Origin of the sequence: Pseudomonas sp. Q12-87, assembly GCF_001269755.1 — a bacterium.
Lineage (GTDB): Bacteria > Pseudomonadota > Gammaproteobacteria > Pseudomonadales > Pseudomonadaceae > Aquipseudomonas > Aquipseudomonas fluorescens_S.
In genome coordinates, this window is the sequence record NZ_LHVI01000002.1 from 48,382 (window position 1) to 72,661 (window position 24,280).

22 protein-coding genes are annotated in these 24,280 nt (G+C 61.1%); 9 read left to right on the plus strand and 13 right to left on the minus strand.

Annotated features, from left to right (window positions below):
- Positions 1 to 4 precede the first annotated feature (4 nt).
- Complete coding sequence (algB, locus tag AD663_RS00345; RefSeq protein ID WP_003177149.1) at positions 5 to 1,351, minus strand: sigma-54-dependent response regulator transcription factor AlgB; 1,347 nt, start codon at positions 1,349 to 1,351, stop codon at positions 5 to 7.
- A 438-nt stretch (positions 1,352 to 1,789) separates the two neighbouring features.
- Here algB and AD663_RS00350 point away from each other — a divergent pair, with 438 nt between their 5' ends.
- The 5 genes from AD663_RS00350 to AD663_RS00365 all read left to right on the plus strand — a co-directional run bounded on the left by AD663_RS00350 (position 1,790) and on the right by AD663_RS00365 (position 6,186).
- A complete protein-coding gene (locus AD663_RS00350; protein WP_003177150.1) occupies positions 1,790 to 2,077 on the plus strand; it encodes a hypothetical protein in 288 nt (95 codons plus the stop codon).
- An 81-nt stretch (positions 2,078 to 2,158) separates the two neighbouring features.
- Complete coding sequence (locus tag AD663_RS28020; protein ID WP_003177151.1) at positions 2,159 to 2,323, plus strand: DUF1328 domain-containing protein; 165 nt, start codon at positions 2,159 to 2,161, stop codon at positions 2,321 to 2,323.
- A gap of 2 nt (positions 2,324 to 2,325) precedes the next feature.
- Positions 2,326 to 2,790, plus strand: coding sequence for an inhibitor of vertebrate lysozyme family protein (locus AD663_RS00355; protein ID WP_003177152.1), 465 nt, complete (start codon positions 2,326 to 2,328; stop codon positions 2,788 to 2,790).
- 700 nt (positions 2,791 to 3,490) lie between these two features.
- Positions 3,491 to 4,822 carry a glutamate/aspartate:proton symporter GltP gene (gltP, locus tag AD663_RS00360; protein WP_003177153.1) on the plus strand — a complete coding sequence of 444 codons (1,332 nt, stop codon included), beginning with the start codon at positions 3,491 to 3,493 and terminating at the stop codon, positions 4,820 to 4,822.
- Positions 4,823 to 4,956: 134 nt separating this feature from the next.
- Positions 4,957 to 6,186 carry a nucleoside recognition domain-containing protein gene (locus tag AD663_RS00365; protein ID WP_003177154.1) on the plus strand — a complete coding sequence of 410 codons (1,230 nt, stop codon included), beginning with the start codon at positions 4,957 to 4,959 and terminating at the stop codon, positions 6,184 to 6,186.
- A gap of 13 nt (positions 6,187 to 6,199) precedes the next feature.
- Here AD663_RS00365 and AD663_RS00370 read toward each other — a convergent pair whose 3' ends face one another.
- The 10 genes from AD663_RS00370 to AD663_RS00415 all read right to left on the minus strand — a co-directional run bounded on the left by AD663_RS00370 (position 6,200) and on the right by AD663_RS00415 (position 17,227).
- On the minus strand, positions 6,200 to 6,835 hold the full coding sequence (locus AD663_RS00370) for an ABC-type transport auxiliary lipoprotein family protein (RefSeq protein WP_053213071.1): 636 nt from the start codon (positions 6,833 to 6,835) through the stop codon (positions 6,200 to 6,202).
- Positions 6,832 to 7,770, minus strand: a complete 939-nt coding sequence (locus tag AD663_RS00375; protein WP_003177156.1) for an MlaD family protein — start codon at positions 7,768 to 7,770, stop codon at positions 6,832 to 6,834. Before AD663_RS00375 ends, AD663_RS00370 begins: the two co-directional genes overlap by 4 nt.
- Position 7,771: 1 nt before the next feature.
- Positions 7,772 to 8,578 (minus strand): ABC transporter ATP-binding protein, encoded by an 807-nt coding sequence (locus AD663_RS00380; RefSeq protein WP_172680571.1) that lies wholly within the window; start codon positions 8,576 to 8,578, stop codon positions 7,772 to 7,774.
- Positions 8,572 to 9,720 (minus strand): ABC transporter permease, encoded by a 1,149-nt coding sequence (locus AD663_RS00385; RefSeq protein WP_003177158.1) that lies wholly within the window; start codon positions 9,718 to 9,720, stop codon positions 8,572 to 8,574. Before AD663_RS00385 ends, AD663_RS00380 begins: the two co-directional genes overlap by 7 nt.
- Positions 9,721 to 9,772: 52 nt before the next feature.
- Positions 9,773 to 10,798, minus strand: coding sequence for a DUF5924 family protein (locus AD663_RS00390; protein ID WP_003177159.1), 1,026 nt, complete (start codon positions 10,796 to 10,798; stop codon positions 9,773 to 9,775).
- Between the two features lie 93 nt (positions 10,799 to 10,891).
- Positions 10,892 to 12,283 (minus strand): pitrilysin family protein, encoded by a 1,392-nt coding sequence (locus AD663_RS00395; RefSeq protein WP_003177160.1) that lies wholly within the window; start codon positions 12,281 to 12,283, stop codon positions 10,892 to 10,894.
- Positions 12,284 to 12,453: 170 nt separating this feature from the next.
- Positions 12,454 to 14,112: a Na/Pi cotransporter family protein gene (locus tag AD663_RS00400; RefSeq protein ID WP_003177161.1), complete on the minus strand. Its 1,659-nt coding sequence runs from the start codon at positions 14,110 to 14,112 to the stop codon at positions 12,454 to 12,456.
- A gap of 356 nt (positions 14,113 to 14,468) precedes the next feature.
- Positions 14,469 to 15,236 (minus strand): TerC family protein, encoded by a 768-nt coding sequence (locus AD663_RS00405; protein WP_003177162.1) that lies wholly within the window; start codon positions 15,234 to 15,236, stop codon positions 14,469 to 14,471.
- 60 nt (positions 15,237 to 15,296) lie between these two features.
- The gene (locus AD663_RS00410) at positions 15,297 to 16,604 is read right to left on the minus strand and encodes a CitMHS family transporter (RefSeq protein ID WP_003177163.1); all 1,308 of its coding nucleotides are present in this window, start codon (positions 16,602 to 16,604) and stop codon (positions 15,297 to 15,299) included.
- A 284-nt stretch (positions 16,605 to 16,888) separates the two neighbouring features.
- A complete protein-coding gene (locus AD663_RS00415) occupies positions 16,889 to 17,227 on the minus strand; it encodes a DOPA 4,5-dioxygenase family protein (RefSeq protein ID WP_053213072.1) in 339 nt (112 codons plus the stop codon).
- Positions 17,228 to 17,311: 84 nt separating this feature from the next.
- On the opposite strand from AD663_RS00415, the gene AD663_RS00420 reads away from it, so the two are divergent.
- Positions 17,312 to 17,971, plus strand: a complete 660-nt coding sequence (locus tag AD663_RS00420) for an NAD(P)-dependent oxidoreductase (protein ID WP_003177165.1) — start codon at positions 17,312 to 17,314, stop codon at positions 17,969 to 17,971.
- Between the two features lie 83 nt (positions 17,972 to 18,054).
- Here the strand turns inward: AD663_RS00420 and AD663_RS00425 are convergent, their stop codons facing one another.
- Positions 18,055 to 19,005 carry a LysR family transcriptional regulator gene (locus tag AD663_RS00425; RefSeq protein ID WP_003177166.1) on the minus strand — a complete coding sequence of 317 codons (951 nt, stop codon included), beginning with the start codon at positions 19,003 to 19,005 and terminating at the stop codon, positions 18,055 to 18,057.
- 114 nt (positions 19,006 to 19,119) lie between these two features.
- On the opposite strand from AD663_RS00425, the gene betC reads away from it, so the two are divergent.
- The 3 genes from betC to AD663_RS00440 all read left to right on the plus strand — a co-directional run bounded on the left by betC (position 19,120) and on the right by AD663_RS00440 (position 23,333).
- Positions 19,120 to 20,634 carry a choline-sulfatase gene (gene betC / locus AD663_RS00430; RefSeq protein WP_003177167.1) on the plus strand — a complete coding sequence of 505 codons (1,515 nt, stop codon included), beginning with the start codon at positions 19,120 to 19,122 and terminating at the stop codon, positions 20,632 to 20,634.
- Positions 20,635 to 20,649: 15 nt separating this feature from the next.
- Positions 20,650 to 21,570 (plus strand): choline ABC transporter substrate-binding protein, encoded by a 921-nt coding sequence (gene choX / locus AD663_RS00435; RefSeq protein WP_053213073.1) that lies wholly within the window; start codon positions 20,650 to 20,652, stop codon positions 21,568 to 21,570.
- A 194-nt stretch (positions 21,571 to 21,764) separates the two neighbouring features.
- Positions 21,765 to 23,333 (plus strand): SulP family inorganic anion transporter, encoded by a 1,569-nt coding sequence (locus AD663_RS00440; RefSeq protein ID WP_003177169.1) that lies wholly within the window; start codon positions 21,765 to 21,767, stop codon positions 23,331 to 23,333.
- 116 nt (positions 23,334 to 23,449) lie between these two features.
- Here the strand turns inward: AD663_RS00440 and aroE are convergent, their stop codons facing one another.
- Complete coding sequence (gene aroE / locus AD663_RS00445; protein ID WP_053213103.1) at positions 23,450 to 24,271, minus strand: shikimate dehydrogenase; 822 nt, start codon at positions 24,269 to 24,271, stop codon at positions 23,450 to 23,452.
- Positions 24,272 to 24,280: the final 9 nt, after the last annotated feature.

Genomic DNA, 24,280 nt, shown 5'->3' on the forward strand with positions numbered 1-24,280 from the left:
TCGCTCACAGGTTGTACTGCTTGCGTTTGCGATACAGCGTGGAGGCATCGATACCCAGCGTCTTGGCCGCCTGGTCGAGGGTGTCGGCCGTGGCCAGCACCGCGCCGATATGGGCTTTCTCCAATTCGTCGAGGCTTAGCGCGGCACCGATTCGCGGCGCGTTGTTGACCGGTTGCTCGGCCATGCCCAGGTGACTGATTTCGACTTTCTCTTGGGGGCAGATGATGCTGGCACGCTCGACCACGTTTCGCAGCTCCCGAATGTTGCCTGGCCAGCGGTAGCCTAGCAGCGCTTCGCGAGCCTCGTCGCTGAAACCCCGGGCCGGACGTGCATACTCCTTGACGAAGCGCGCCAGGAAACGGTCGGCCAGGGTCAGGATGTCTTCGGCGCGCTCGCGCAGGGGCGGCAGGTGCAGGGTGATGACGTTCAGGCGATACAGCAGGTCTTCGCGAAAACGTCCGTCGCGCACCATGTCCTCCAGGTTGAGGTTGGTCGCGGCAAGAATCCGCACGTCGGCGCGACGGGTCACCGGGTCGCCTACCCGCTCATATTCCTTGTCCTGGATGAAGCGCAATAACTTGGGCTGCAACGTCAAGGGAAAATCGCCGATCTCGTCAAGAAACAGCGTGCCGCCATCGGCCTGGTTGACCCTACCCAAGGTGCTCTCGCTGGCGCCGGTGAATGCCCCACGGCTATGGCCGAACAATTCGCTTTCCATCAACTCAGCGGTTAATGACGGGCAATTGATGGTCACGCAGGACTTCTTCGCACGCTTGCTCCAGCCGTGGATCGCCCGGGCCAGCTCGCCTTTACCGGTGCCGGACTCGCCGAGAATCAAAATGTTGGCATCGGTGCTGGCCACCTGGCGGGCAGTTTCCAGGACCACTTTCATCGCCGGGCTGTGAGAATCGAGGCCATCCTTGGGCTTGCGTACTTCCCCCTCGAGGGCTTCAAGCCTTGCCGACAATTGGCGCACTTCCAATTGCTTGGCGGTCGCCAGGCGCAGTTGATCCGGGCTGCAAGGCTTGACCAGATAATCCGCCGCCCCGGCCTGGATCGCATCGACAGCGGTGTCGACAGCCGAGTGAGCAGTGACGATCACTACCCGCATCCATGGCGCCTGAATACGCATCTGCGCCAGGACGTCCAGGCCATTGTCTTCACCCAGGCGCAAGTCGAGAAAGCACAGGTCGAATACCTGGCGTTGCAGCAAGGCATCGGCCTGGGCGGCGCTGTTGGCGGTGGCGACGGTATAGCCTTCGTCTTCAAGGCAATAACGGAACGTACGCAGGATGGCGGACTCATCGTCCACCAGCAGAATGCGGCCTTGATGCTCAGTGGCGGATTCCATCTTTCCTACGCTCCTTTAATGAATGATGTTGGTTAGTGTCAGAAAAATCGGGCAAGTTGCATGGTCATTTCTGAGGGGATATTACCCACCGCGAACGGCCCTGTGGACGCCGGGTGGCTAAAATATTGATTTAAGCTGCTTTTTTCATGAGCCGCGTGGGTCTTACGGTTCGGCTCGCTCATTCCGACAGCTGTTTCAGACGGGCAATTCAAAAAGAATCTATCGCCCTTCCCTTTTTCCTTCGTGCAATTCGCACGACTCCCATCGGGTCATCGTGCAGGATGCGCCCCCAACATCGTGCACAGCTTTCATAACTATTTGTTTTAATTGATATTTGTGTCGATAAAAAATCTGGCACGGCGACTGCAATGTTCTGAATCAAACGTGGCGTTAGAACGCCTCAACCAAATCACCACTCGGGTGGGGAGGAATTTCAGGATGAATCGTCAACGTGCCGCCCAATTTCGAATCTCTTCCCTGCATATCCAGCAGGGTTTGTGGGCTGTTCTGGCGCTGCTGATCACTCTGGTGGCAAGCCAGCAGCTTCTTCTCTGGCACGAAAGCCGCCAGCCCGAGGCGCCTCAGGTTTCCGTGTATCGCGCTCCTCAGACGCATTTCAGCGCCGTAAACAGCGTCGCGGAAGCCACCGCTTCAATGCGAATGATGGAGGTCGACCAGGCCCAACCCGTCACTGACATGCCCCGTCAGGAGCGTTGGGTTTTTTAACTCGATGAGACCGGTCGTCCAGTGCACCGGAACCATCACCGCCAGACCCTCACTAAATAGAAAAGCGTAAGGAGAATCACCATGTTGAGCTGGGCAATTACTTTCCTGATCATTGCCATCATCGCCGCCGTACTGGGCTTCGGTGGTATCGCAGGCACCGCCACGGGCATCGCCAAGATTCTCTTTGTCGTGTTCCTGGTGATGTTCATCGCTTCCTTCTTCTTTGGCCGTCGTGGTCGAGGCTGACCATGGGCGTTCCCTATAAAGGATTGGCCGCCGCCCTGCTCTTGGGCGGCTGTGCCACGGCAATGGCTGCCAATGATGGACAGATGCGGGTCAATCAACTGCTTGAGGCAGACCCGCAGTACCGCGAGACCTGGCAGCACGTCGTTCGCAAAGAGGAACGCTTGCCGGAATGGGTGATGAACCTGTCGGGCGATTCGCAACAGATGAACGCCGTCGAGGAAGATGGCGAGAAATATCTGGTGGGCCCTCTGTGCGAAACCCAGGCGACATGCCGCAGTAAACGCCTGATCGTGGCCTTTAGTTTTGACAAGGACGAGGCCTACGCAATGCTGGTGGAAGTGCCTGCCGGATTGCCGGCCGACAAGTCGCCCACGCGTCATGCCGACTACCGGTTCCTTGGCAAACCCGATGAAGGTATGCAGGAACTGTTAAGGGAACAACTCAAGAAAGATCCAAATTGGTACTGATTTTGAGAACGGGAAAAGCAGCCTTGCTTTTCCTTCTGCACAGCCCGAGGAGGGCTGCTGCATGACCAGGGGGCTGGGACGTTCTGACCGCTTAGGGTCGGAGTGACCTACGGGCACAAGGGGTGCCTGCGAAAGGGCCGGGTCAGGTAAAAGCTGCGACGCAAGTTCGCAAAGCCACGGTGGCTTGGCGAACTTGCGGAGAGCTTATCGCACCCAATGCTTGCGCCAGAGCGGCTGCCAGATCGACGCCTCGCACCGCTGCCCGATGCGGCATTTTGTCTCCATCGTTCGATTTATCCCCCCACGCCCGACCGTATATCGGAGAATGCCCGCGCTTTTGCGTCCATGGGGCATGTCTGGATTCGCCTGCATTTCATCGGATCCGCAGGTATGCCCGCGAAGGCCGGGCTACGCTGAAATGGCCGTTTCACGGCGCTTATGCCCGCCAGAACGCTCGATTAGATTCGATCGGGACGCTCGTTTCGTTTTGAAAATCTCATGCCGATTCGGCATAGGGTAGGCGTTTACGGCATTAGACGGCCTCCCCTTGCATCGCAATAGTTGCGCCTTTTTTCGCCTGCCAGTTAGCCGCTAGCGCGCTCGGGGTGACCTTATACGGGGGCAGCGGCGCGAACCTTTATTGCCATTGGCAACCGTGTTCGTGCCGCTGCCCGAGTCCAACTGAAGTAAGGGTAATGATATGAAGAAGGCAAGATTAAGCCTCGCCTGGCAGATCCTCATCGGTCTGGTGCTCGGGATTGCACTGGGCGCGCTGCTCAACCATTTCAGTGCCGAGAAGGCCTGGTGGATCAGCAACGTGCTGCAACCGGCCGGCGATATCTTCATCCGCTTGATCAAGATGATCGTGATTCCGATCGTGATTTCCTCCTTGATCGTCGGCATTGCCGGGGTCGGCGACGCCAAGAAACTGGGGCGTATCGGCCTCAAAACCATCCTTTATTTCGAAGTCGTCACCACCATCGCCATCGTCGTCGGCCTGCTACTGGCCAACTTCTTCCAGCCGGGCAGCGGCATCGACATGAGCACCCTGGGCACTGTGGATATTTCCAAGTACCAGGCCACCGCCGCCGAAGTCCAGCATGAGCATGCCTTCGTCGAGACCATTCTCAACCTGATCCCATCGAACATCTTCGCAGCGGTCGCCCGTGGCGAGATGCTGCCGATCATCTTCTTCTCCGTATTGTTCGGGCTGGGCCTGTCCAGCCTGCAATCGGACCTGCGCGAACCGCTGGTGAAGATGTTCCAGGGCGTGTCGGAAAGCATGTTCAAGGTGACACACATGATCATGCAGTACGCGCCCATCGGCGTGTTCGCGCTGATCGCGGTGACGGTCGCCAACTTCGGTTTCGCCTCCCTGCTGCCGCTGGCGAAACTGGTGATCCTGGTTTACGTCGCCATCGCTTTCTTCGCTTTCGTGGTACTGGGCCTGATTGCTCGTCTGTTCGGCTTCTCGGTGCTCAAGCTGATGCGCATCTTCAAGGATGAGCTGGTGCTGGCCTACTCCACCGCCAGCTCCGAGACCGTGCTGCCGCGCGTGATCGAGAAGATGGAAGCCTACGGCGCACCGAAAGCCATCTGCAGCTTCGTGGTGCCTACCGGTTATTCGTTCAACCTCGACGGCTCGACCCTGTACCAGAGCATCGCGGCGATTTTCATCGCCCAGTTGTACGGCATCGACCTGTCCATCAGTCAGCAATTGCTGTTGGTGCTGACGTTGATGGTGACCTCCAAAGGCATCGCCGGCGTACCGGGTGTGTCGTTCGTGGTGCTGCTGGCTACTCTTGGCAGCGTGGGCATTCCCTTGGAAGGCCTGGCGTTCATTGCCGGTGTCGACCGCATCATGGACATGGCTCGCACCGCGCTGAACGTCATCGGCAACGCCCTGGCGGTGCTGGTCATTTCCCGCTGGGAAGGCATGTACGACGATGCCAAGGGCCAGCGCTACTGGAACTCCCTGCCGCACTGGCGCAGCAAAGAGCCGCTGCCGGCCGGGGAAACTTCCGGTCACTGAGGCTGCCTTGAGGCCGCCATCGCGAGCAAGCTCGCTCCGACATTGACCACCCACGCAAACCCCGGAGAAATCCGGGGTTTGTCGTTTCTGCCAGCCCCGCTATCATTCGCGGCATCTTCCGGGGGATTTAACCGATGCTCAATGGCCTGTGGCTTGGCTTCTTTATCGTGGCAGCCGTGTCGGCGCTGGCGCAGTGGTTGATCGGCGGCAACGCCGGGATTTTCGCGGCCATGGTGGAAAGCATCTTCGCCATGGCCAAGCTGTCGGTGGAAGTGATGGTCCTGCTGTTCGGCACCTTGACCTTGTGGCTGGGTTTTTTGCGGATCGCCGAAAAAGCCGGGATCGTCGACTGGCTGGCCAAGGCCCTCGGACCGCTGTTCTTGCGCTTGATGCCAGAAGTGCCGGCCGGCCACCCGGCGATTGGCCTGATCACCCTCAACTTTGCCGCCAACGGCCTGGGCCTGGACAACGCCGCAACCCCTATCGGTCTCAAGGCCATGCGGGCCCTGCAGGACCTCAACCCCAGCCCGACCATCGCCAGTAATGCGCAGATCCTGTTCCTGGTGCTCAACGCCTCCTCGCTGACTCTGCTGCCGGTGACGATCTTCATGTACCGCGCCCAGCAAGGCGCGCCGGATCCGACCCTGGTGTTCCTGCCGATCCTGCTCGCCACCAGCGCCTCGACCTTGATGGGGCTGCTCTCGGTGGCCTTCGTTCAGCGCCTGCGGCTCTGGGATCCGGTGGTGCTGGCTTACCTGATTCCGGGGGCGTTGGTGCTGGGCGGCTTCATGGCGCTGTTGGCGACGCTCTCGGCCACGGCGCTGGCGGGGTTATCTTCGATCCTGGGCAACCTGACGCTGTTTGGCTTGATCATCCTGTTCCTTGTGATAGGGGCTCTGCGCAAGGTCAAGGTGTACGAAGCCTTCGTCGAAGGGGCCAAGGAGGGGTTCGACGTCGCCAAGAATCTGCTGCCGTACCTGGTGGCGATGCTCTGCGCCGTGGGTGTGCTGCGCGCTTCGGGAGCGCTGGATTTCGGCCTGGACGGCATCCGTCACCTGGTGCAGTGGGCCGGCTTGGATACCCGCTTCGTCGATGCCTTGCCGACCGCCATGGTCAAGCCGTTCTCCGGCAGCGCCGCACGGGCCATGCTGATCGAGACCATGAAGACGTCCGGCGTGGACAGCTTTCCGGCCCTGGTGGCCGCGACCATCCAGGGCAGCACCGAGACCACCTTCTACGTGCTGGCGGTGTACTTCGGCTCCGTGGGTATCCAACGAGCGCGCCATGCCGTGGGCTGCGCGCTGCTGGCGGAGTTCGCCGGGGTCGTGGCGGCGATCGGGGTTTGCTATTGGTTCTTTGGCTGAGCCCTGGCGAACCCTAGTGCAGCGAGGGCGTTGCGAGACGCTGGCCCTGCTCCACCGTCCAATTAACGACCTCGGCCGTCAGTCGATCACTGGCCCGGCCAAAACCTTCCACCACCGCTGGCACTTTCACGTCGGTCAGCGGTTGGCGGACTTCAAAACGGCGACTGGCCAGGATGCGTTGGTCGAAACCGCGCACCAGCAGCGCATCCAGGCGAATCACCACGCTGGCTGCCGTACCTTGATATTCCGTCTGGAAAGCCTGCAACTGGCCGCCCAACTCCAAGTCGGCCTGCAAGTTACTGTCGGCGACACTCAACAACCCGACGCGTCGATCCTGGGCGAAGCCATCGAGCAAACGGTTACGCAGCAAAACCGGTGCCGGATCGCTCCAACGCGAGGCGGCATAGCTGCTGAGCAGGTTGCCTTGGGGAATGACCGCGATGTTCGGGCTGTTGAGTATCTCGCTGGCCTGGGGGGTGGCCAGGCGTAGCGACCAGCTCACCGGCGTGCCCGCAGAAGCAGGGGCTTGAGTGATGGGCAAGCGATACACATCCGACGGCGTTGTCTTGGGCAAAATCGAGCAACCGCCAGCCAGGGTCAGTCCTGCCAGCAAGAGAATAGGGCGGATGAACCGATGCAACGGCTTCATGGCGTGAATTCCTTGTTCTTGTCATTGCCCAGCAAGTAGCCGCTGGGGTTGGCATCCAGGCGCCGGGAGATCCCCCGCAGTGCGCTCAGGGTCTCGCGCAGCTCACGCACGGCTGGCGCCAAGGCATTGAGGCCCTGCATGCCGTTATTCAGCGAGTCCCGATTGTCATCCAGCAGTTTGTCGAGGGTTGCCGTGCTGCGAGCCAGGGATTGCATGGCCTGGCCGGCGTTGCCGAATGCCTGTTTGCCTTGGTCATTGAGCAAGCCATTGGCGTTGCGCATCAGTGCGGTGGTCTGCTCCAGCGTGGCGCTCGCCTGCTTGCCGATGGTTGCCAGCTGTTGCATGGCCTGGCGAACGTCGCCGCGTTGCTCGGCGATGACTCCGGTGGTTTGTTCCAGATGGTCGAGGGTGCTGCTCAGGCGCTGGACATTGTCCGAGGAGAACACCTCGTTGGCGTTGTGCAGCAGCAGATTGATGCTGGTCATCAGGTCATCGCTGTTATTGAGCAGGCGGGCGATGGGCGAGGGCGCGGCAATGATTACCGGCGGTTCGCCGTCGTGTCCGGTCAATGGCTGGCTCTGGGGTGTGCCGCCGCTGAGCTGGATGATCGAGGTGCCGGTAATGCCCGTCAGTGCCAACTTGGCCTGGGTGTCTTGCTTGATGGGCGTTTCACCACTCAAGCGCACCCGCGCCAGCACCCGGCGTGGGTCGTTAGGGTCGAGCCGCAAGCTGACGACATCGCCGACCTTGATGCCGCTGTATTCCACCGAGCTGCCCTTGGACAAGCCACTGACGGCCTCGTTGAACACCACTTCGTAATCCTTGAACTCGCTGTCCACGCTGGACTTTGCCAGCCAGAGGCCGAACAGCAGGGCGCTGACCACCACAATTACGGTGAACAGGCCGATCAGCACATGATGGGCTCGGGTTTCCATGTCAAACCTCGTTCAGTTGTGTAGCGGCCGATAGCGCCGCGCGACCGCGAGGGCCGTGGAAATATTCGTGAATCCAGGCATCGTCGGTTTCCGATACCTTGTCGATGACATCGGCCACCAGCACCTTTTTCTGCGCCAGCACCGCCACCCGGTCAGTGATGGTGTAGAGGGTATCCAAGTCATGGGTGACCAGGAACACACTCAAGCCCAGGGCATCGCGCAACGTCAGGATCAATTGATCGAACGCCGCCGCACCGATGGGATCAAGGCCTGCGGTAGGTTCGTCGAGAAACAGAATGTCCGGGTCCAGAGCCAGCGCCCGGGCCAGTGCGGCTCGCTTGATCATGCCGCCGGACAGCGAGGCGGGGTACTTGTCTGCCGCCGAGAGCGGTAGCCCGGCCAATGCCAGTTTCACCGCTGCCAGATGTTCGGCATCGGCGCGGCTAAGCCCGGCGTGTTCGATCAGCGGCAGGGCGACATTTTCAGTCACGGTCAGGGACGAAAACAGCGCGCCTTTCTGAAACAGCACGCCAAAGCGGCGCTCGATCCGCGAGCGCTGTTCCTGAGACAGGCTCGGCAAGTCCTGGCCAAACACCTTGACCGATCCCTCACTGGGTTGGTTCAAGCCAACGATGCTGCGCAGCAACACCGACTTGCCACTGCCAGAGCCGCCGACTACCGCGAGGATCTCGCCCTTGTACACATCCAGGTCGAGGTTTTCATGCACGCTCTGTTGGCCGAAGCGATTACACAAGCCACGCACTTGAATCACCGCCTCGGCGGGCGGGCGAGGAGGTCGGCTCACCATTGCATCTCCATGAAGAACAGCGCGGCCACGGCATCGAGCACAATCACCACGAAAATCGACTGCACCACGCTGGACGTCGTGTGCGCCCCGACCGACTCGGCGCTGCCGCTGACCTTGAAACCTTCCAGGCAGCCGACGGCGGCGATCAGGAAGGCAAAGATCGGTGCCTTGACCATCCCCACCACGAAATGCTGTACGCCAATGTCCGACTGCAACAGCGTCAGGAACATCGCCGGGGAAATACCCAGTGACAGGGCGCAGACAACGCCGCCGCCGACAATGCCCGAAAGCATGGCCACGAAGGTCAGCATGGGCAGCGCCACCAGCAACGCCAACACCCGTGGCACGACCAGCAACTCGACGGGATCGAGGCCAAGGGTGCGGATCGCGTCGATTTCTTCGTTGGCCTTCATCGAGCCGATTTGTGCGGTGAACGCGCTGGCGGTGCGGCCCGCCATGAGGATCGCCGTCAGCAGCACGCCGAATTCACGCAGGAACGAGAACGCCACCAGGTCGACGGTAAAAATACTGGCGCCGAAGTCGGCCAGCACCGTCGCCCCGAGGAACGCCACCACCGCGCCCACCAAAAACGTCAGCAAGGCGACGATGGGGGCCGCATCCAGGCCGGTCTGTTCGATGTGGACGATCATGGGGGTCATGCGCCAGCGTCTGGGGCGAAACAGGTTGCGGGCGATGGTTTCCAGGATCAGGCCGACGAAGCCCAGCAATTGCAGGGTGTCCTGGCAAACCTTTTCCACGGCGCGGCCGATGCGTGTGAGCAATTGGGTCCAAACGCTCACCGTCGGTTCTTTGATGGGTACGCAGAAATCCGTCAGCGAACGATAAACCGTCTGTAGCAGTGCCCGCTCGGCGGCCGGCAAGCTGCAATCGGGATGTTCGGCGGTCTTGCCCAGCCGCTCGGAACCCAGCAGTTCCACCAGCAATGAGGCCCCGGCGGTGTCGAGGGCGCCGAGGCCGTTGAGGTCGATCCGGGTCTTTTCGTCGTACTGGCCGCGCAGCGATTCGCCCAAGCGCTTGAGCTGTGGGTAATGGGCCAGCGTCCAGTCGCCGCTGATCCACAGTTGCGCCGGCGAGCCGGAAGTGTCGAGTCGGGCACTGCCCATGTGGGGGCCAGGGGTCATACGTTTCTTGCTCGTTCGGCTTGAACAGCGCTACCTAATAGCACGACCACACTCATTTTGCTTCGGGCGCCGCGGCGCTGACGTTGAAACGCAGCACGCCGATCATCTGGCCGTTTTCCGTCAGCACCCGTACCTGCCATTTGCCCGTCGGGTCGTCCGGGAAGTTCTGCTTGTGGGTCCAGGCGCGGTAGCCTTCCTTGCGCCCGCCATGAATATCCAAGGCGATGCGGTCCACTTCTTTGCCGTTGAATTGCCAGACGTGATAAATCCGCTCGTCGAGGCCTCGCGGTGCGTTGATGGCGGTGTAGGCATACAGGCCGTTGCCACGGATCTGGGCTGCGCTGACTTCCTTGAGGCTGGCGCCCGGCGTGCGGTCTTCCAGTTGGGTGCTGATCGCCACTTCGGTCATCCACAGCGTGGCCGGTGGCACCCAGGAGCGCAGGACCCAGCCGGCGGCGCCGATCCCCACGGTGATGCACAGGATCGCCAGGGCGTTGCGCACCGTGCGGATCGGAAAGATCGACGCCAGGCTCGGAAACGACAGCAGCATGGCAATGCCCAGCGCCAGCTTGAAGCTCTGGTCAGTGGTCAAGTGCAGGATGACCGGCAACGCGGTGAGCAGGGCGGCAAACAGCGTCAGGGTGTGCAACGCCAGGAACGCCCAGCGCCGCGGTGCGAGCCATTTGTAATACAGCGGATCGGTGATCGAAATCAACGCGGCGATGGTGAGCAGGCCGGTGAAGATCAACTGGCTGCTGTTCCACGTCGTGGTAATGAAGAAAAACGGCAGGACGAAAAACAGGCTTTCCTGGTGAATCATCTGCGTGGCGTAGCGCAACAGCGGCTGGGGGATTTCACGCTTGAAGATCCGCGTGAACAGCCGGGTCATGCTGTTTTCCACCATCAGCCAGAGCCAGCTCACCAGCATCATGATGGCGATCCAGGTCGCCAGGCCCTGTTGGCGGTCCACCAGCATGAAACTGCCGAGCCCGGAAATGAAACCACCCAGCGCGATGACCCCCGGATAGCGCTTCATCAGTTCCAGAATGCGCTGGATAAAGAGTGTCAGGTTCTGCATGAGGTGGGTTCACAGTAAGTCGTAGGAAATATCCCCTACAGAGTATCGCCCGGACAACGATGTGACGAGCCTGCTTTTGTGGTTGTGGCGAACTCAGCTCTCGCTCGGGCGGGACCGGCGGCGCACTTGCCAGATCACCAGCCCGAGCAACAGCACCCCCAGCGCACCGCCCAGCGCCCAAACGAGCTCATCATCACTGAGCAGCGGCTTCTCGATACGCAGGTAACCCGGGTCCTTCAGCAACTCGCGCAGGGCCAGGTTGGCCTGTTCCAGGCTCACTCCCTGCAAGCGCACGGCGGGATTGGCGAAGCGGCCGTCTTCATAGTCGCCAAGGGCACTCCAGTAGTAATCGGCCAGGGCGCTGTTGCCCTGGACCGCCCAGGCCTGATGGGCAATGGCGGCCCGTTTGATACGCATGAAACTGTCAGTGTCCAGGCCGTCCTTGAGCAAGGTCTGGCGCAGCGCTTCGAGCGCCTGCTCGGCTTGCGGCAAATCTTCGCGCGCCAGGTCGGCGTTCAGGCTGAAAAAGCCGACGCCGCCGAACACCTCTCGCTCTACCCAAGGCCCATAGGACAGACCACGGGCCAGGCGCAACTGACGATAGAGCGCCCAGTCCAGATAATCCTTGAGCAAGTCGAAGGTTTCGTCGTGTTGCTGTTCCAGCACCGGCTCCGGAAATAACCAGTGGAGTTTCGCGCCATTGCCGACCAGGCCGCGAATAAGGTTGCGCTTGGTCACCGCGCTGTAGCGGATCTGCGGCAGCGGTTCGTGCACGCTGGGCTCCACTGCTTCGAGCTCGCCAAAGGTGCGTTCCAGATAGGCCGGCAACAACCGGTCGAGATCGCCGACCACGATCAGCGTCATGTTGTTCGGTGCATACCAGGCCTCGCGCACGTGCTCGATCTTGGCGAGTGTGAGACGTTCGACCTCGGCCCGTTCCGCGCAACGCAAGCCCAGTTCCACTGCCAGTTGATTGCTGGCCTTGTGGCTCAGGTCCTGACGATCGAGCCAGCGTTGCAGGTGGGTGTAATGGCCGCCGTCTTCGCGTTCGACCACCTGCTTGGCCGCCGCCAGGGCTTTTTCATCGATGCGGGTACGGGTCAACAGCGCCAGCAGCAGGTCCAGGACCTTGCGCTGGTTGTTCGCCGGTGCCTCGATCACAAACGTGGTATCGGCGTTGTTGGTGAAGGCGTTCCACTCACCGCCCAAGGCCTGCATGCGCTCCTCCAGGCCTCCTTCGCCACTGTCATCGACGCCGCTGAACAGCAGATGTTCGAGCAGGTGCGGCAGCTCCTTGTCGGCGCAGCTGAAGTCGTCCAGGCCCACGCCGACCACTAGCCGGATCGCCACGTGCCCGCGTTCGCTGCCGGGCTTGAGCAACAATTGCATGCCGTTGGGCAACGTATAGCCTTCGACCTGGAACCGGTCCAGGGCCACTACCGGCAACGAGCCGAGCAAAAGAAAGGCGAATAGCAGACAACGCATAAGGGCTTCCTGGCGGCTGAGGTGCGGGTCCATGGCGCCGGGCAGAGGATCATCGCCGGCAAGCTCGCTCTCACATCGAATCCAGGCAGGTTTATGACAGTGGGAGCGGCTGGCCCGCGAATGGCTTCAAGCCCTGGCCAATGTTACTGACTGACCAATGCGCCAGTCGTTCAAGGCGAATGGGTGATGTCAGAAATTTCATCTGCCGACAGTGCGCCGATCTCGGCTGTCTCCAGCACCACATAGGCGCTGCCGCAGAACAGCGAATTGAGGCGTCTCATGTCGGCAATCAGTTCCAGGTGCAGGGAACTGGTCTCCAGGCTTTGCAGGACCTTGCGATGCAAACGGCTGACGTGGGCATGGGCCATTCGCCGTTCCTGCGCACGAAAACGGCGCTTCTCGCGCAACAACTGACGGGCGCTTTCCCGGTCGGCACTCAGGAACACCGACATGCCCAGGCGCAGATTGGCGATCAGCTGGTTGTGCAGCCCCGCCAACTCTTCCAGGCCCACCTCGGAAAAGGAGCGGCGTTGCGAGGTCTTCTGCTGCTGGACCTTGCGCAACATACGCTCGATCAGGTCGCTGGCCAGTTTCAGGTTGATCGCCAGCTCAATGATCTCCGCCCAGCGACGACTGTCCTGCTCACTGAGGTCCTCCCGGGGCATTTGCGCCAGGTACAACTTGATGGCGCTGCACAATGCCTCGACGTCATCGCTGATGCGCCGCACTTCCTGGGTAACCGCCGTCTGCTGGCCGCGCAACACGTCCAGCATGGCTTCGAGCATGTTTTCGATCAGATCGCCAATGCGCAGGGTTTCCCGGGCGGCGTTCGCCAGCGCCAGGCTCGGGGTGGCGAGGGCCGTGGGGTCCAGGTGCCGGGGCTTGGCCGTGCCGTTGATTTCGGGACGTTCCGGCAGCAACCAGGCGCACAGCCTGGCCATGGGCGCGACGCTGGGCAGCAGCACCAGGCAACGCACGCTGTTATAGAGCAGGTGAAAACCAATGACCGTTTCCTGCGGGCTGAAATCCAGGCTGTCCAGCCAGCCCACCAGCGGGTCGAGTACCGGAATGATCAGCAACAGCCCGATCAGTTTGTACAACAGGCTGCCCAGCGCCACCTGCCGCCCTGCGGTGTTCTGCATGCTCGTGCTGAGGAATGCCAATATGCCGCTGCCGATGTTGGCGCCGATCACCAGGCCGATGGCCACCGGCAAGCTGATCACGGCGGCGCCGGCCAGCGTCGCAGTCAACAGCACGGCCGCCAGGCTCGAATAGGAAATCATCGCGAACAGCGCACCGACCAACGCATCGAGCAAGATGTCGCCGGTGAGCGAGGCGAAGATCACTTTCACGCCCTGGGCGTGGGTGATGGGCGCGGCAGCCTCGACGATCAGTTGCAGCGCCAGGATGATCAGGCCCAGGCCGATGCTGACCCGACCCATCTGCCCGACTCGCGTCTGTTTGCGCGACAGGAAAAAAATCACCCCGAGGAAAATCAACAGCGGCGACAGCCACGACAGGTCGAGGGTCAGGACCCGCGCCATCAGCGCCGTACCGACGTCGGCGCCAAGCATGGTCGCCAGGGCCGGCGTCAGTGCCATCAGCCCTTGGCCAACGAACGATGTGACGAGCATGGCCGTGGCGTTGCTGCTCTGGACCATGGCCGTGACCATGATGCCCGCCAGGAACGCCAGCCAGCGCCTGGACATGTTCTGGCCGATGACATGGCGCAGGTTCGAGCCATAGACCCGCAAGATGCCGGTACGGACGATATGCGTGCCCCAGATCAGCAGGGCCACGGCGGAAAGTAGATTCAGCAGGGTCAGCATGAGGAGCCCCCTGTTAGCGTCCCAAAGGGACAAATTGACGATGCCACTTCATTTTTAGGTGTGTACTTAAGCTGTAGTTGGCTAACGGTTCGAGCGCCAGCATTGCACAGCTAAAGAAGGGTTTGAAACAAAACTGTCATAAAAACTATGCTGCGGTCTTGAAACCTCCTGGGTCCATCAGACAAACGCGAAGCCTGTGGGAGCGGGCTTGCTCGCGGATGCGCTCTTTCAGGCGACACAGGGTTGAATGTTCTGGCCTCTTCGCGAGCAAGCCCGCTCCCACAGGGGCGCACCAGGCCAATGACACCGGCATGAAAAAGGGGCTCCAAGAGCCCCTTCGTCCATTGCCCCTACACTTACTGACCAGGGACATCCTTGCGCAGTTTCACCGGATCCTGCTGCTTGCGCTTGCGGGCAATCGCCGTGCGCATCTTGATGTTGATGGCTTCCACCGCCAACGAGAACGCCATGGCGAAGTAGACGTAGCCTTTTGGCACGTGCACGTCGAACGACTCGGCGATCAGCACGGTACCGACCACCAGCAGGAACGACAGCGCCAGCATCTTCAGCGACGGATGCTTGTCGATGAACTCACTGATAGTGCCCGAGGCCAGCATCATCACCAGCACGGCGACGATGATCGCCGCGACCATCACCGGCACATGGGAGACCATGCCTACCGCGGTGATGACCGAATCCAGGGAGAACACGATGTCGATGATCGCGATCTGGATGATGGTGTAGAGAAAGTTGCCGCCCTTGCCCGAGGGCTCGTCGCTGCTTTCGTCTTCACCTTCCAGCGCGTGGTACATCTCCTGGGAGCTTTTCCACAGCAGGAACAGGCCACCGAAGAACAGGATCAGATCACGACCGGAGATGCCCTGGCCGAACACTTCGAACAAATCGGCGGTCAGGCGCATCACCCAGGTGATGGACAGCAGGAGCAGGATCCGCGTGACCATGGCCAGCGCCAGGCCGAATATCCGGGTGCGCGCCTGCATGTGCTTGGGCATGCGGCTGACCAGGATCGAGATCATGATGATGTTGTCGATGCCCAGGACAATTTCCAGGGCGGTCAGGGTAAAGAAGGCAACCCAGATTTCCGGGTTGGTCAGCCATTCCATGTGAGTTCCTTTGAGCGAGTGTTAGGCCGCGCTGCCTGGGCGACGCGGCGGGCATTGCTTTTATAGAGTGCTGAACAGCGGAAAAATCCCCATCAGCAACGCGGCGAACATTATGCACAGGCAAACCAGCACTGCCCACTTCAGGGTGAAGCGCTGGTGATCGCCGAACTCGATCCCGGCCAGGGCCACCAGCAGGTAGGTGGACGGAACCAGCGGGCTCAGCAGGTGCACGGGTTGGCCGACGATCGAGGCACGGGCCATTTCAACGGCGGTGATGCCGTAATGACTGGCGGCTTCGGCGAGAACCGGTAACACCCCGTAATAAAATGCATCGTTGGACATGAAGAACGTGAACGGCATGCTCGCCAGGGCGGTAATCACTGCCAGGTACGGGCCGAGGAAGTCCGGGATCACTGCCAGCAGGCTTTTGGACATGGCGTCGACCATGCCGGTGCCGGACAGGATGCCGGTAAAGATGCCTGCCGCGAAAATCAGCCCGACCACTGCCAAGACGCTGCCGGCGTGAGCCGCGACGCGGTCCTTCTGCTGCTGCAGGCACGGGTAGTTGACGATCATGGCGATACTGAATGCCACCATGAACAACACCGGCAGCGGCAACAGGCCGGCGATCAGGGTGCACATCAGGCCCAGGGTCAACGCGCCGTTGAACCAGATCAGCTTCGGGCGGCGGGCATCCGGAAACTGGGAAACGCTGATTTCGCTGTGGTCGATTTCATCACCGGCCAAGTGCAGTTCACCCAAGCGTGCCCGCTCGCGTTTGCCGTACATGTAGGCGATCACCAGGATTGCCACCACACCGGCGGCCATCGCAGGAATCATCGGGACGAAGATATCGGACGGATCGACATGCAACGCACTGGCTGCGCGGGCCGTCGGGCCGCCCCAGGGCGTCATGTTCATCACGCCACCGGCGAGGATGATCAGGCCAGCCATGATGCGTGGGCTCATGCCGATGCGGCTGTAGAGCGGCAGCATCGCGGCCACGCAGATCATGTAAGTGGTCGCGCCGTCACCATCAAGGGAAACGACGAGCGCCAGGACGGCGGTACCGACCGAAACTTTCAACGGGTCGCCCTTGACCAGCTTGAGGATCTTGCGCACGGCCGGGTCGAACAGGCCGGAATCGATCATCAGGGCAAAATAGAGAATCGCGAACATCAGCATCACCCCGGTCGGGGCGAGCTTGGTGATGCCTTCGAGCATCATCGGGCCGATCTTCGGCGCAAAGCCACCGAACAGGGCGAACAGGATCGGGATGATGATCAGGGCGATCAGCGCAGACAGGCGCTTGGTCATGATCAGGAACATGAACGTGATGACCATGGCGAAGCCAAGGAAAGTCAGCATAGGAAATACTCCAGGCGTGGCGCGGCGGGCAAAGGCAAACCGGATAGGTCAGCGCAGGATGCAAGGCTCGGGACGGACGGATGGAGTGGGTGCGACGGAAGAGGAAGCAGCGGACATCAGAATCACCATTGTTGTTGTTAAAGGGGCCAAGCGAGCGTTGGAAACTCGCTTCTGGCCACCGGTCTTTTGCCGGTAGTGGGGGCGATCCTAATCGCGCAAGCTTTCAGCCAGCTTTCGCTATGGCAATGGCTGATGACTGGCCCGTTTTCATGGCAAGGGAGCAATTACTGTTTCGGTTCAAATGCTGAAAGATCCAGCGGCCGTACCGCGCCCATCCAGATTGCATGCTCGGTGTGATCGGTCAGGTCATCGCCGGTGTCCGGATGAAGAAAAATCACCAAGCCTTTGCGGTTCAGGGCCAGCCACGGCAAGACCACGCCGATGTACTGCGGATCGAACGCTAATTGGCAGCTCCAGTCCGGGTGCGGGCCGACCGGGCGCTGGTGGACGCGGCCCATTTTCAGCGGGAACAGTTGCGCCGCTTCCTCGCAGAGGGCCTTCGCCTGGTCGAGCGTGTTGGCGTCGAAATACACGTGGGCGTGGTAACCCTTGATCCGCTGCATCTGTCGCTCCTTTTAAAAGAGGCCGAACCCTCTGCGTTTCCCGCGGGTCAGACGCCTATACGCAGGAATAAGGGAAACGAAGCCATGAAAAATGCCGAAACCCCGGTCGTCAAAGTTGTGCTTTATGGCGCCATGAGCAGTCTGGGCAGTGCGTTGATGGCTGAAATGCTGCGGCGCCAGCATGAGGTCATCGTCATTCTCGATGATCTCACAGCTTTGGCCCCGCGCCCCGGCTTGCGGACCAAGACCGGCAGTCTTTTTGATCCCCTGCGGGTCAAGCAAAGTGTTGCCGGTGCCGACGCCGTGGTGTGCCTGCTCAATGCACCGGGCCTGCCGATGAACAGCGAACAGGTGGAGCGCACATTGATTCCCGGCCCCGTCGAGCAAGTATTGGCGGTGGATGCGCTGGTCGCCGGCATGCAGGCAGTGAATGTTCCCCGGTTGTTCCTGATAGGCGATTTCGCCGTGCTCGACGAGGAGCAGGCCGACGACGATTTACAGCGCCATGCCGCCGAGGAAGTGCTCGACGCACTCAAGAACAGCACCTTGCAATGGACCTTGGTCAACGCCCCCTACGCTGCGCCGGGCCTGGGTTTCGAGCATTTCAGCCACGTCAGTACGAGCCTGGAACCCGGCATGGCTGAATCCCTGGAACGGCTCAACCGCGTCGCGGTCGGTATCGTTGACGAACTGCACCTGAACCTGCACGTGGGCGAGCATGTCAGCTTCGTGGCAGCTCACTAGAAGCGATATTCACCCCGGGTGGCGAGGGAGCTTGCTCCCGCTGGGCCGCGTAGCGGCCCCAGAGGACGTCGCCCACCCAACAATCAAACCGCAATCGACGGCAGCGGCAATCCCGTGAGCGAGTCGGCGCTGTTGGCCTGTTCTTCCATCAACCAGTCGACGAACTGCCGGATCAACACCCCGCGCCGTTTACGCTGGGGCAAGACCACGTAGTACCCCAGCCGCGACAACACGGTTTCCGAGATCGGGCGACACAACAATCCCTGCGCCAGCAAGTTATCCACAAGGTGCCGCCAGCCGATGGCGACGCCTTGGCCGCCAATCGCGGCCTGGATGAGCAACGTGTAGTTGTCGAAGCGCAATTGGCCCGGCGCCGGGGGCGAGGTGATCCCCAGCTCACGAAACACGCCGCTCCAGTCGAACCAGCTGTTGCTATTGCCCGCCCGCAAGTGCAGCAAGGGGAATTCCGCCAAGGCCTGGGCGGGCAAGGGCAGGGGACGGTCCTTGAGCAGCAGCGGGCTGCAGACTGGAAAGACTTCTTCGCTGAACAGCCAGCGACTTTCGCCTTGTTTGAAGCGACCGTCGCCGAACAATACGGCAACGTCGATATCCGTGCGCAACATGTTGTGGTTGCGCTCGCTGGTCACGAGGCTGACGTCCACTTGGGGATTGGCCGCGTGGAAGCGGTGCAGGCGCGGCATCAACCAATAGGCGGCGAACGCGAAGTCCGTGGCGACTTGCAGCACCTCATGCTGATGCTGGGCGGTGATCGCGCTCAGCCCCGCATCGATGCTCTGCAAACCGGCCTGGACCTGCTCGAACAGGATCGTTCCGGCCTCGGTCAGTTCGATGCCGCGATAGATGCGGTCGAACAGTCGCGTGCCCAGTTGTTCTTCCAGGCGTTTGATCTGCTGGCTGATGGCCGGTTGCGTGGTGCCCAGCTCGATTGCCGCCGCCGTAAAACTTTGCTGGCGGGCTGCGGCTTCAAAGGCACGGAACAGTTCCAGGGACAGGTCACCCAAGGCGTCATACATAAGCTGTGCTTATCCTAGTCATTATCCTGCATGGGCTTTACCCCAATACCTTGTGGCTACATGCTCGATCGCAGCAATTTCGCATAACTGTCTACTATGGAATGCCGCGAATACATGAAGCGCAAGAACATTCTTTTCATCATGGCCGATCAAATGGCCGCGCCAATGTTGCCGATCTACGGTCCTTCACCCATCAAACTGCCCAACCTGTCGCGCCTGGCCGCTGAAGGCGTGGTGTTCGACGCCGCCTATTGCAACAGCCCGCTCTGCGCACCGTCGCGCTTCACCCTGGTCAGCGGCCAGTTGCCGAGCAAGATCGGCGCCTATGACAACGCGGCGGATTTTCCGGCAGACGTACCGACTTATGCCCATTACTTGCGGCGCCTCGGCTACCGCACGGCGTTGTCCGGCAAGATGCATTTTTGCGGTCCCGATCAACTGCACGGTTATGAAGAGCGCCTGACCAGCGATATTTACCCGGCCGATTATGGCTGGGCGGTGAATTGGGACGAGCCCGATGTACGGCCCAGCTGGTACCACAACATGTCCTCGGTGTTGCAGGCCGGGCCGTGCGTGCGCACCAACCAACTGGATTTCGACGAAGAAGTGGTGTTCAAGGCGCAGCAATACCTGTTCGACCACATTCGTGAAGACGGGGATCAGCCGTTCTGTCTGACCGTGTCCATGACTCACCCGCACGATCCATACACGATTCCCAAGGCGTTCTGGGACCTGTACGAGGACAAGGACATCCCGCTGCCACACACGCCGGCGCAAACCGAACTCGACCCACATTCCCAGCGGCTGCTAAAGGTTTACGACCTGTGGGACAAGCCGTTGCCTGTGGATAAGATTCGCGATGCTCGCCGGGCCTATTTTGGCGCGTGCAGCTACATTGACAGCAACGTCGGCAAACTGCTGCAAACGCTGGAGGACACTGGCCTGCTGGACGACACCATCGTGGTGTTCTCCGGCGACCACGGCGACATGCTTGGGGAAAAGGGCCTTTGGTACAAAATGCACTGGTTCGAAATGGCCGCCCGCGTGCCGCTGTTGATCAGCGCGCCGGGGCAGTTTGCCAGCGGTCGGGTCAGCGCGGCGGTGTCCACGGCCGACCTGCTGCCGACCCTCGTCGAACTGGCCGGCGGCACGCTGGAGCCGGGTTTGCCGCTGGATGGCCGTTCGCTGGTACCGCACCTGCAAGGGCAGGGCGGCCATGACGAAGTGTTTGGCGAATACATGGCCGAAGGCACCGTCAGCCCGTTGATGATGATTCGCCGCGGCCCCTGGAAGTTCATCTACAGCGAAGACGATCCGTGCCTGTTGTTCGACGTGCGTAACGATCCTGAGGAACAGGAAGATCTTAGCCAGTCGCCGGAACATCGGACGCTATTCGGCGATTTTCTCGCCCAAGCGCGGGCCAAATGGGATATCCCAACCATTCACCGCCAGGTGCTCGCCAGCCAGCGGCGTCGGCGTTTCGTTGCCCAGGCACTGACCCTGGGCAAACTCAAGAGCTGGGATCACCAGCCAATGGTGGACGCCAGTCAGCAATACATGCGCAACCACATCGACCTCGACGATCTGGAGCGCAAGGCCCGTTATCCACAACCCTGCCAAAACCAATAACGTAAGGGGAAGCACATGCAAAAGTTATCCACAGTACTGACCGCTGGGCTGTTGGCGTTGAGCAGTGTTTCGGCATGGGCCGAGCAAAGCTGCGACACCGTGAAAATGGCCGACCCGGGTTGGAGCGACATCGCTGCGACCAACGCCATCACCGGTTTCCTGCTGGACGGGATGGGCTACAAGGCCAAGGTCGACACCCTTGCAGTGCCGATCACCTTTGGCGGCCTCAAGGATGGCCAGGTGGATGTGTTCCTTGGCAACTGGATGCCAGCCCAGCAGGGTTTCTATGACAAGTTCGTGGCCAATGGCGATGTGACGCAGCTGGCGAAGAACCTCGACGGCACGGAATTCACCTTGGCGGTCCCGGATTATGTCTGGGACGCAGGTGTGCATAACTTTGCCGACCTGAACAAATTCGCCGACAAGTTCGACAAGAAAATCTACGGCATCGGCTCCGGCGCGCCGGCAAACCTGTCGTTGAAAGAGATCATCAAAACCAACGACTTCGGCATGGGCGAGTGGAAACTGGTGGAATCCAGCGAGCAGGCGATGCTCGCCGAAGTTTCCCGGGCCGTTAAGAAGCAGAAGTTCGTGACCTTCCTTGGCTGGACGCCGCACCCGATGAACGTGCAGCTGAAAATGCATTACCTCAAGGGTGGCGAGAAATACTTCGGCGGCACCGGCAGCGTCTATACCCTGACCCGCAAAGGTTATGCACAGGCCTGCCCGAACGTGGGCAAGCTGTTGACGAACCTTAGCTTCACCCAGGAAATGGAAAACAGCATCATGGCCGAGGTGGTCAACAACAAAGTCAGCAACGCCGACGCGGCCAAGGCCTGGATCAAGGCTAACCCGGCTGTGCTGGATAAATGGCTGGACGGTGTGAAGACCGTGGATGGCAAAGATGCGTTGGCGGCGGTGAAAGCCAAGCTGTAAAGCCGATGTGCCGGTGAGTTGCTCTTGTGGCGAGGGAGCTTGCTCCCGCTGGAGGGCGAAGCCCTCCCAAAACCGATACGGTGTCGTGCCGTCTCGGATTTTGGGGCTGCTTCGCAGCCCAGCGGGAGCAAGCTCCCTCGCCACGGGCGGTCACTCGCCTGATACTCTGCGCCAAACCCCATCCTTGAGGCCCCATGGCAATTCCCACCCGCCGCTCACTCTTGCCGTTCCTGAACTGGCTGCCTCGGCAGACCCGCGCCAGCGTCGGCCGTGACCTGATCGTCGGCCTGAGCGGCGCGATTCTGGCGTTGCCGCAATCCATTGCCTACGCCCTGATCGCCGGTTTACCGCCTGAATACGGACTGTACGCGGCGATTGTGCCGGTGTTGATCGCGTGCCTGTGGGGATCGTCGTGGCATTTGATCTGCGGTCCCACGGCGGCGATTTCCATCGTCCTGTACGCCACCGTCAGTCCACTGGCCGTACCCGCCAGCGAGGACTACGTCACGTTGATCCTGCTGCTGACTGTGCTGGCGGGCATCTTCCAGTGGCTGCTGGGGTTGTTGCGTTTCGGGGCGCTGGTCAATTTCGTCTCGCACTCGGTGGTGCTGGGTTTCACCTTGGGCGCGGCGGTGGTCATTGCGCTGGGGCAGTTGCCAAACTTGCTGGGCCTGGAGTTGCCGAACGAAGCCACGGCGTTGAAAGGCTTGTTGAGACTGCTCAGCCACATCGGGGCTGTGGATAAACCGTCGTTGCTGTTGGGATTGGGAACGTTGGTCATCGGCGTCGTGCTCAAACGCTTGTTACCACGCTGGCCGAGCCTGTTGATAACTCTGGTGCTCAGCAGCCTGTTGGTCTGGTTGTGGCCGGCAATGTTCGGGCATGTGGCGCTGGTCAGTGCCTTTGTCGGGCGCCTGCCCCCGTTCGCTCCGCTGCCGCTGGACCTGGAATTGATACTGCGCCTGCTGCCTGGGGCCGTCGCGGTTGGCATGCTCGGGCTGGTCACCAGCCTGTCCATCGCCCGCTCGCTGTCGGTCCGCTCCGGGCAACTGCTCGATGCGAACCAGGAGGTGAGGGCGCAGGGGCTTTCCAACATCGTTGGAGGATTTTTCTCCGGATCGCTGTCGGCCGGTTCTTTTACCCGTTCCGGCCTCAGTTATGAAGCCGGGGCCTGCTCGCCGTTGGCCGGGGTGTTCTCGGCGTTGTGGGTGGCGTTGTTTGCGGTCGCCGGGGCGAAACTGATCGCGCACATTCCGATTCCCGCCATGGCCGGCAGCATCCTGCTGATCGCCTGGGGCCTGGTGGACCACCGAGGCATCCGCGCGCTGTATCGCGTCAGTCGTGCCGAATTCGTGGTGATGGGCCTGACTTGCCTGGCCACGCTGCTGCTGGAGCTGCAAACCGCCATCTACGCCGGCGTCCTGGCCTCGCTGTTCTTCTATCTCAAACGAACGTCGCAGCCACGGGTGCAACACTTTCGCGAGGGAGAGGCAGAGATCCTGCGGGTGGGCGGCTCGATCTTTTTCGGCGCCAGCCACTACCTGCAAGTGCGCCTGCAACGGTTGCAGGCGCAACGGGTGGTGATCGACGCACAGCAGATCAACTTCATCGATTATTCCGGGGTGGAAATGCTTCACCAGGAGGCCCGGCGCCTGCGCAGTCAGGGGCGTAGCCTGACGTTGCGCATGGCCCGGCCGCAGGTGGTGGAAGAGTTGTTGAAACTGGAGGGGGCACAGAAGTGCCCGATTCTTTTCGAGGACTGACCCGTGGCGAGGGAGCTTGCTCCCGCTCGGGTGCGAAGCGCCCGCAAACCTGTCATGTCGAGTATTTTAGGGCTGCTTTGCAGCCCAGCGGGAGCAAGCTCCCTCGCCACGGGGGTTCAGAGTGCTAGCTGGCGGCGCAGTTCGGCCAGCACTGGCGCGGTGTCGGGGCGCACGCCGCGCCACAGGTAAAATGCTTCACCCGCCTGCTCGGCCAGCATCCCCAAGCCATCCATTGCCAACGCCGCGCCGTGTTCGCTGGCCCAGCGGCAGAACGAGGTCGGCTCCTTGCCGTACATCATGTCGTAGCAGACCGTCAGGCCGGGCTCGATCAAGCTGCCGGCAATCGGCGGCACCTCTCCTGACAGGCTGGCGGACGTGGCGTTGATGATCAGGTCCACCGGCTCTTGCAACCAGTCGAAACCACTGGCCGAGACCGGCCCCAGATCCGCGAACAATTCCGCCAGCAACTCAGCCTTTTCCACTGTGCGATTGGCGATGATCACTGAGGCCGGTGCTTCAGCCAGCAGCGGCTCCAGGGCGCCGCGCACCGCGCCGCCGGCCCCCAGCAACAGGATGCGCTTGCCTTTGAGGCTCAGGCCCGCATTGACGGTCAAGTCCCGTACCAGCCCGGCGCCGTCGGTGTTGTCGCCCAGCAGGCGGCCGTCGGCCAGCTTGCTCAACGTGTTGACCGCGCCGGCCCGCTGCGCTCGCTGCGTCAGGCTGTCGGCCAGGCGGAAGGCGTCTTCCTTGAACGGCACCGTGACGTTTGCCCCACGCCCTTCGCGGAAAAATGCCCGTGCGCAACCGGCAAAATCCTCCAGGGGCGCCAGCAGCGTGGTGTAGTCCAGCGCTTGTCCGGTTTGTTCGGCAAACAAGCGGTGAATCAACGGCGACTTGCTGTGGCCGATCGGGTTACCCATTACAACGTAGCGATCCATGGACATTCC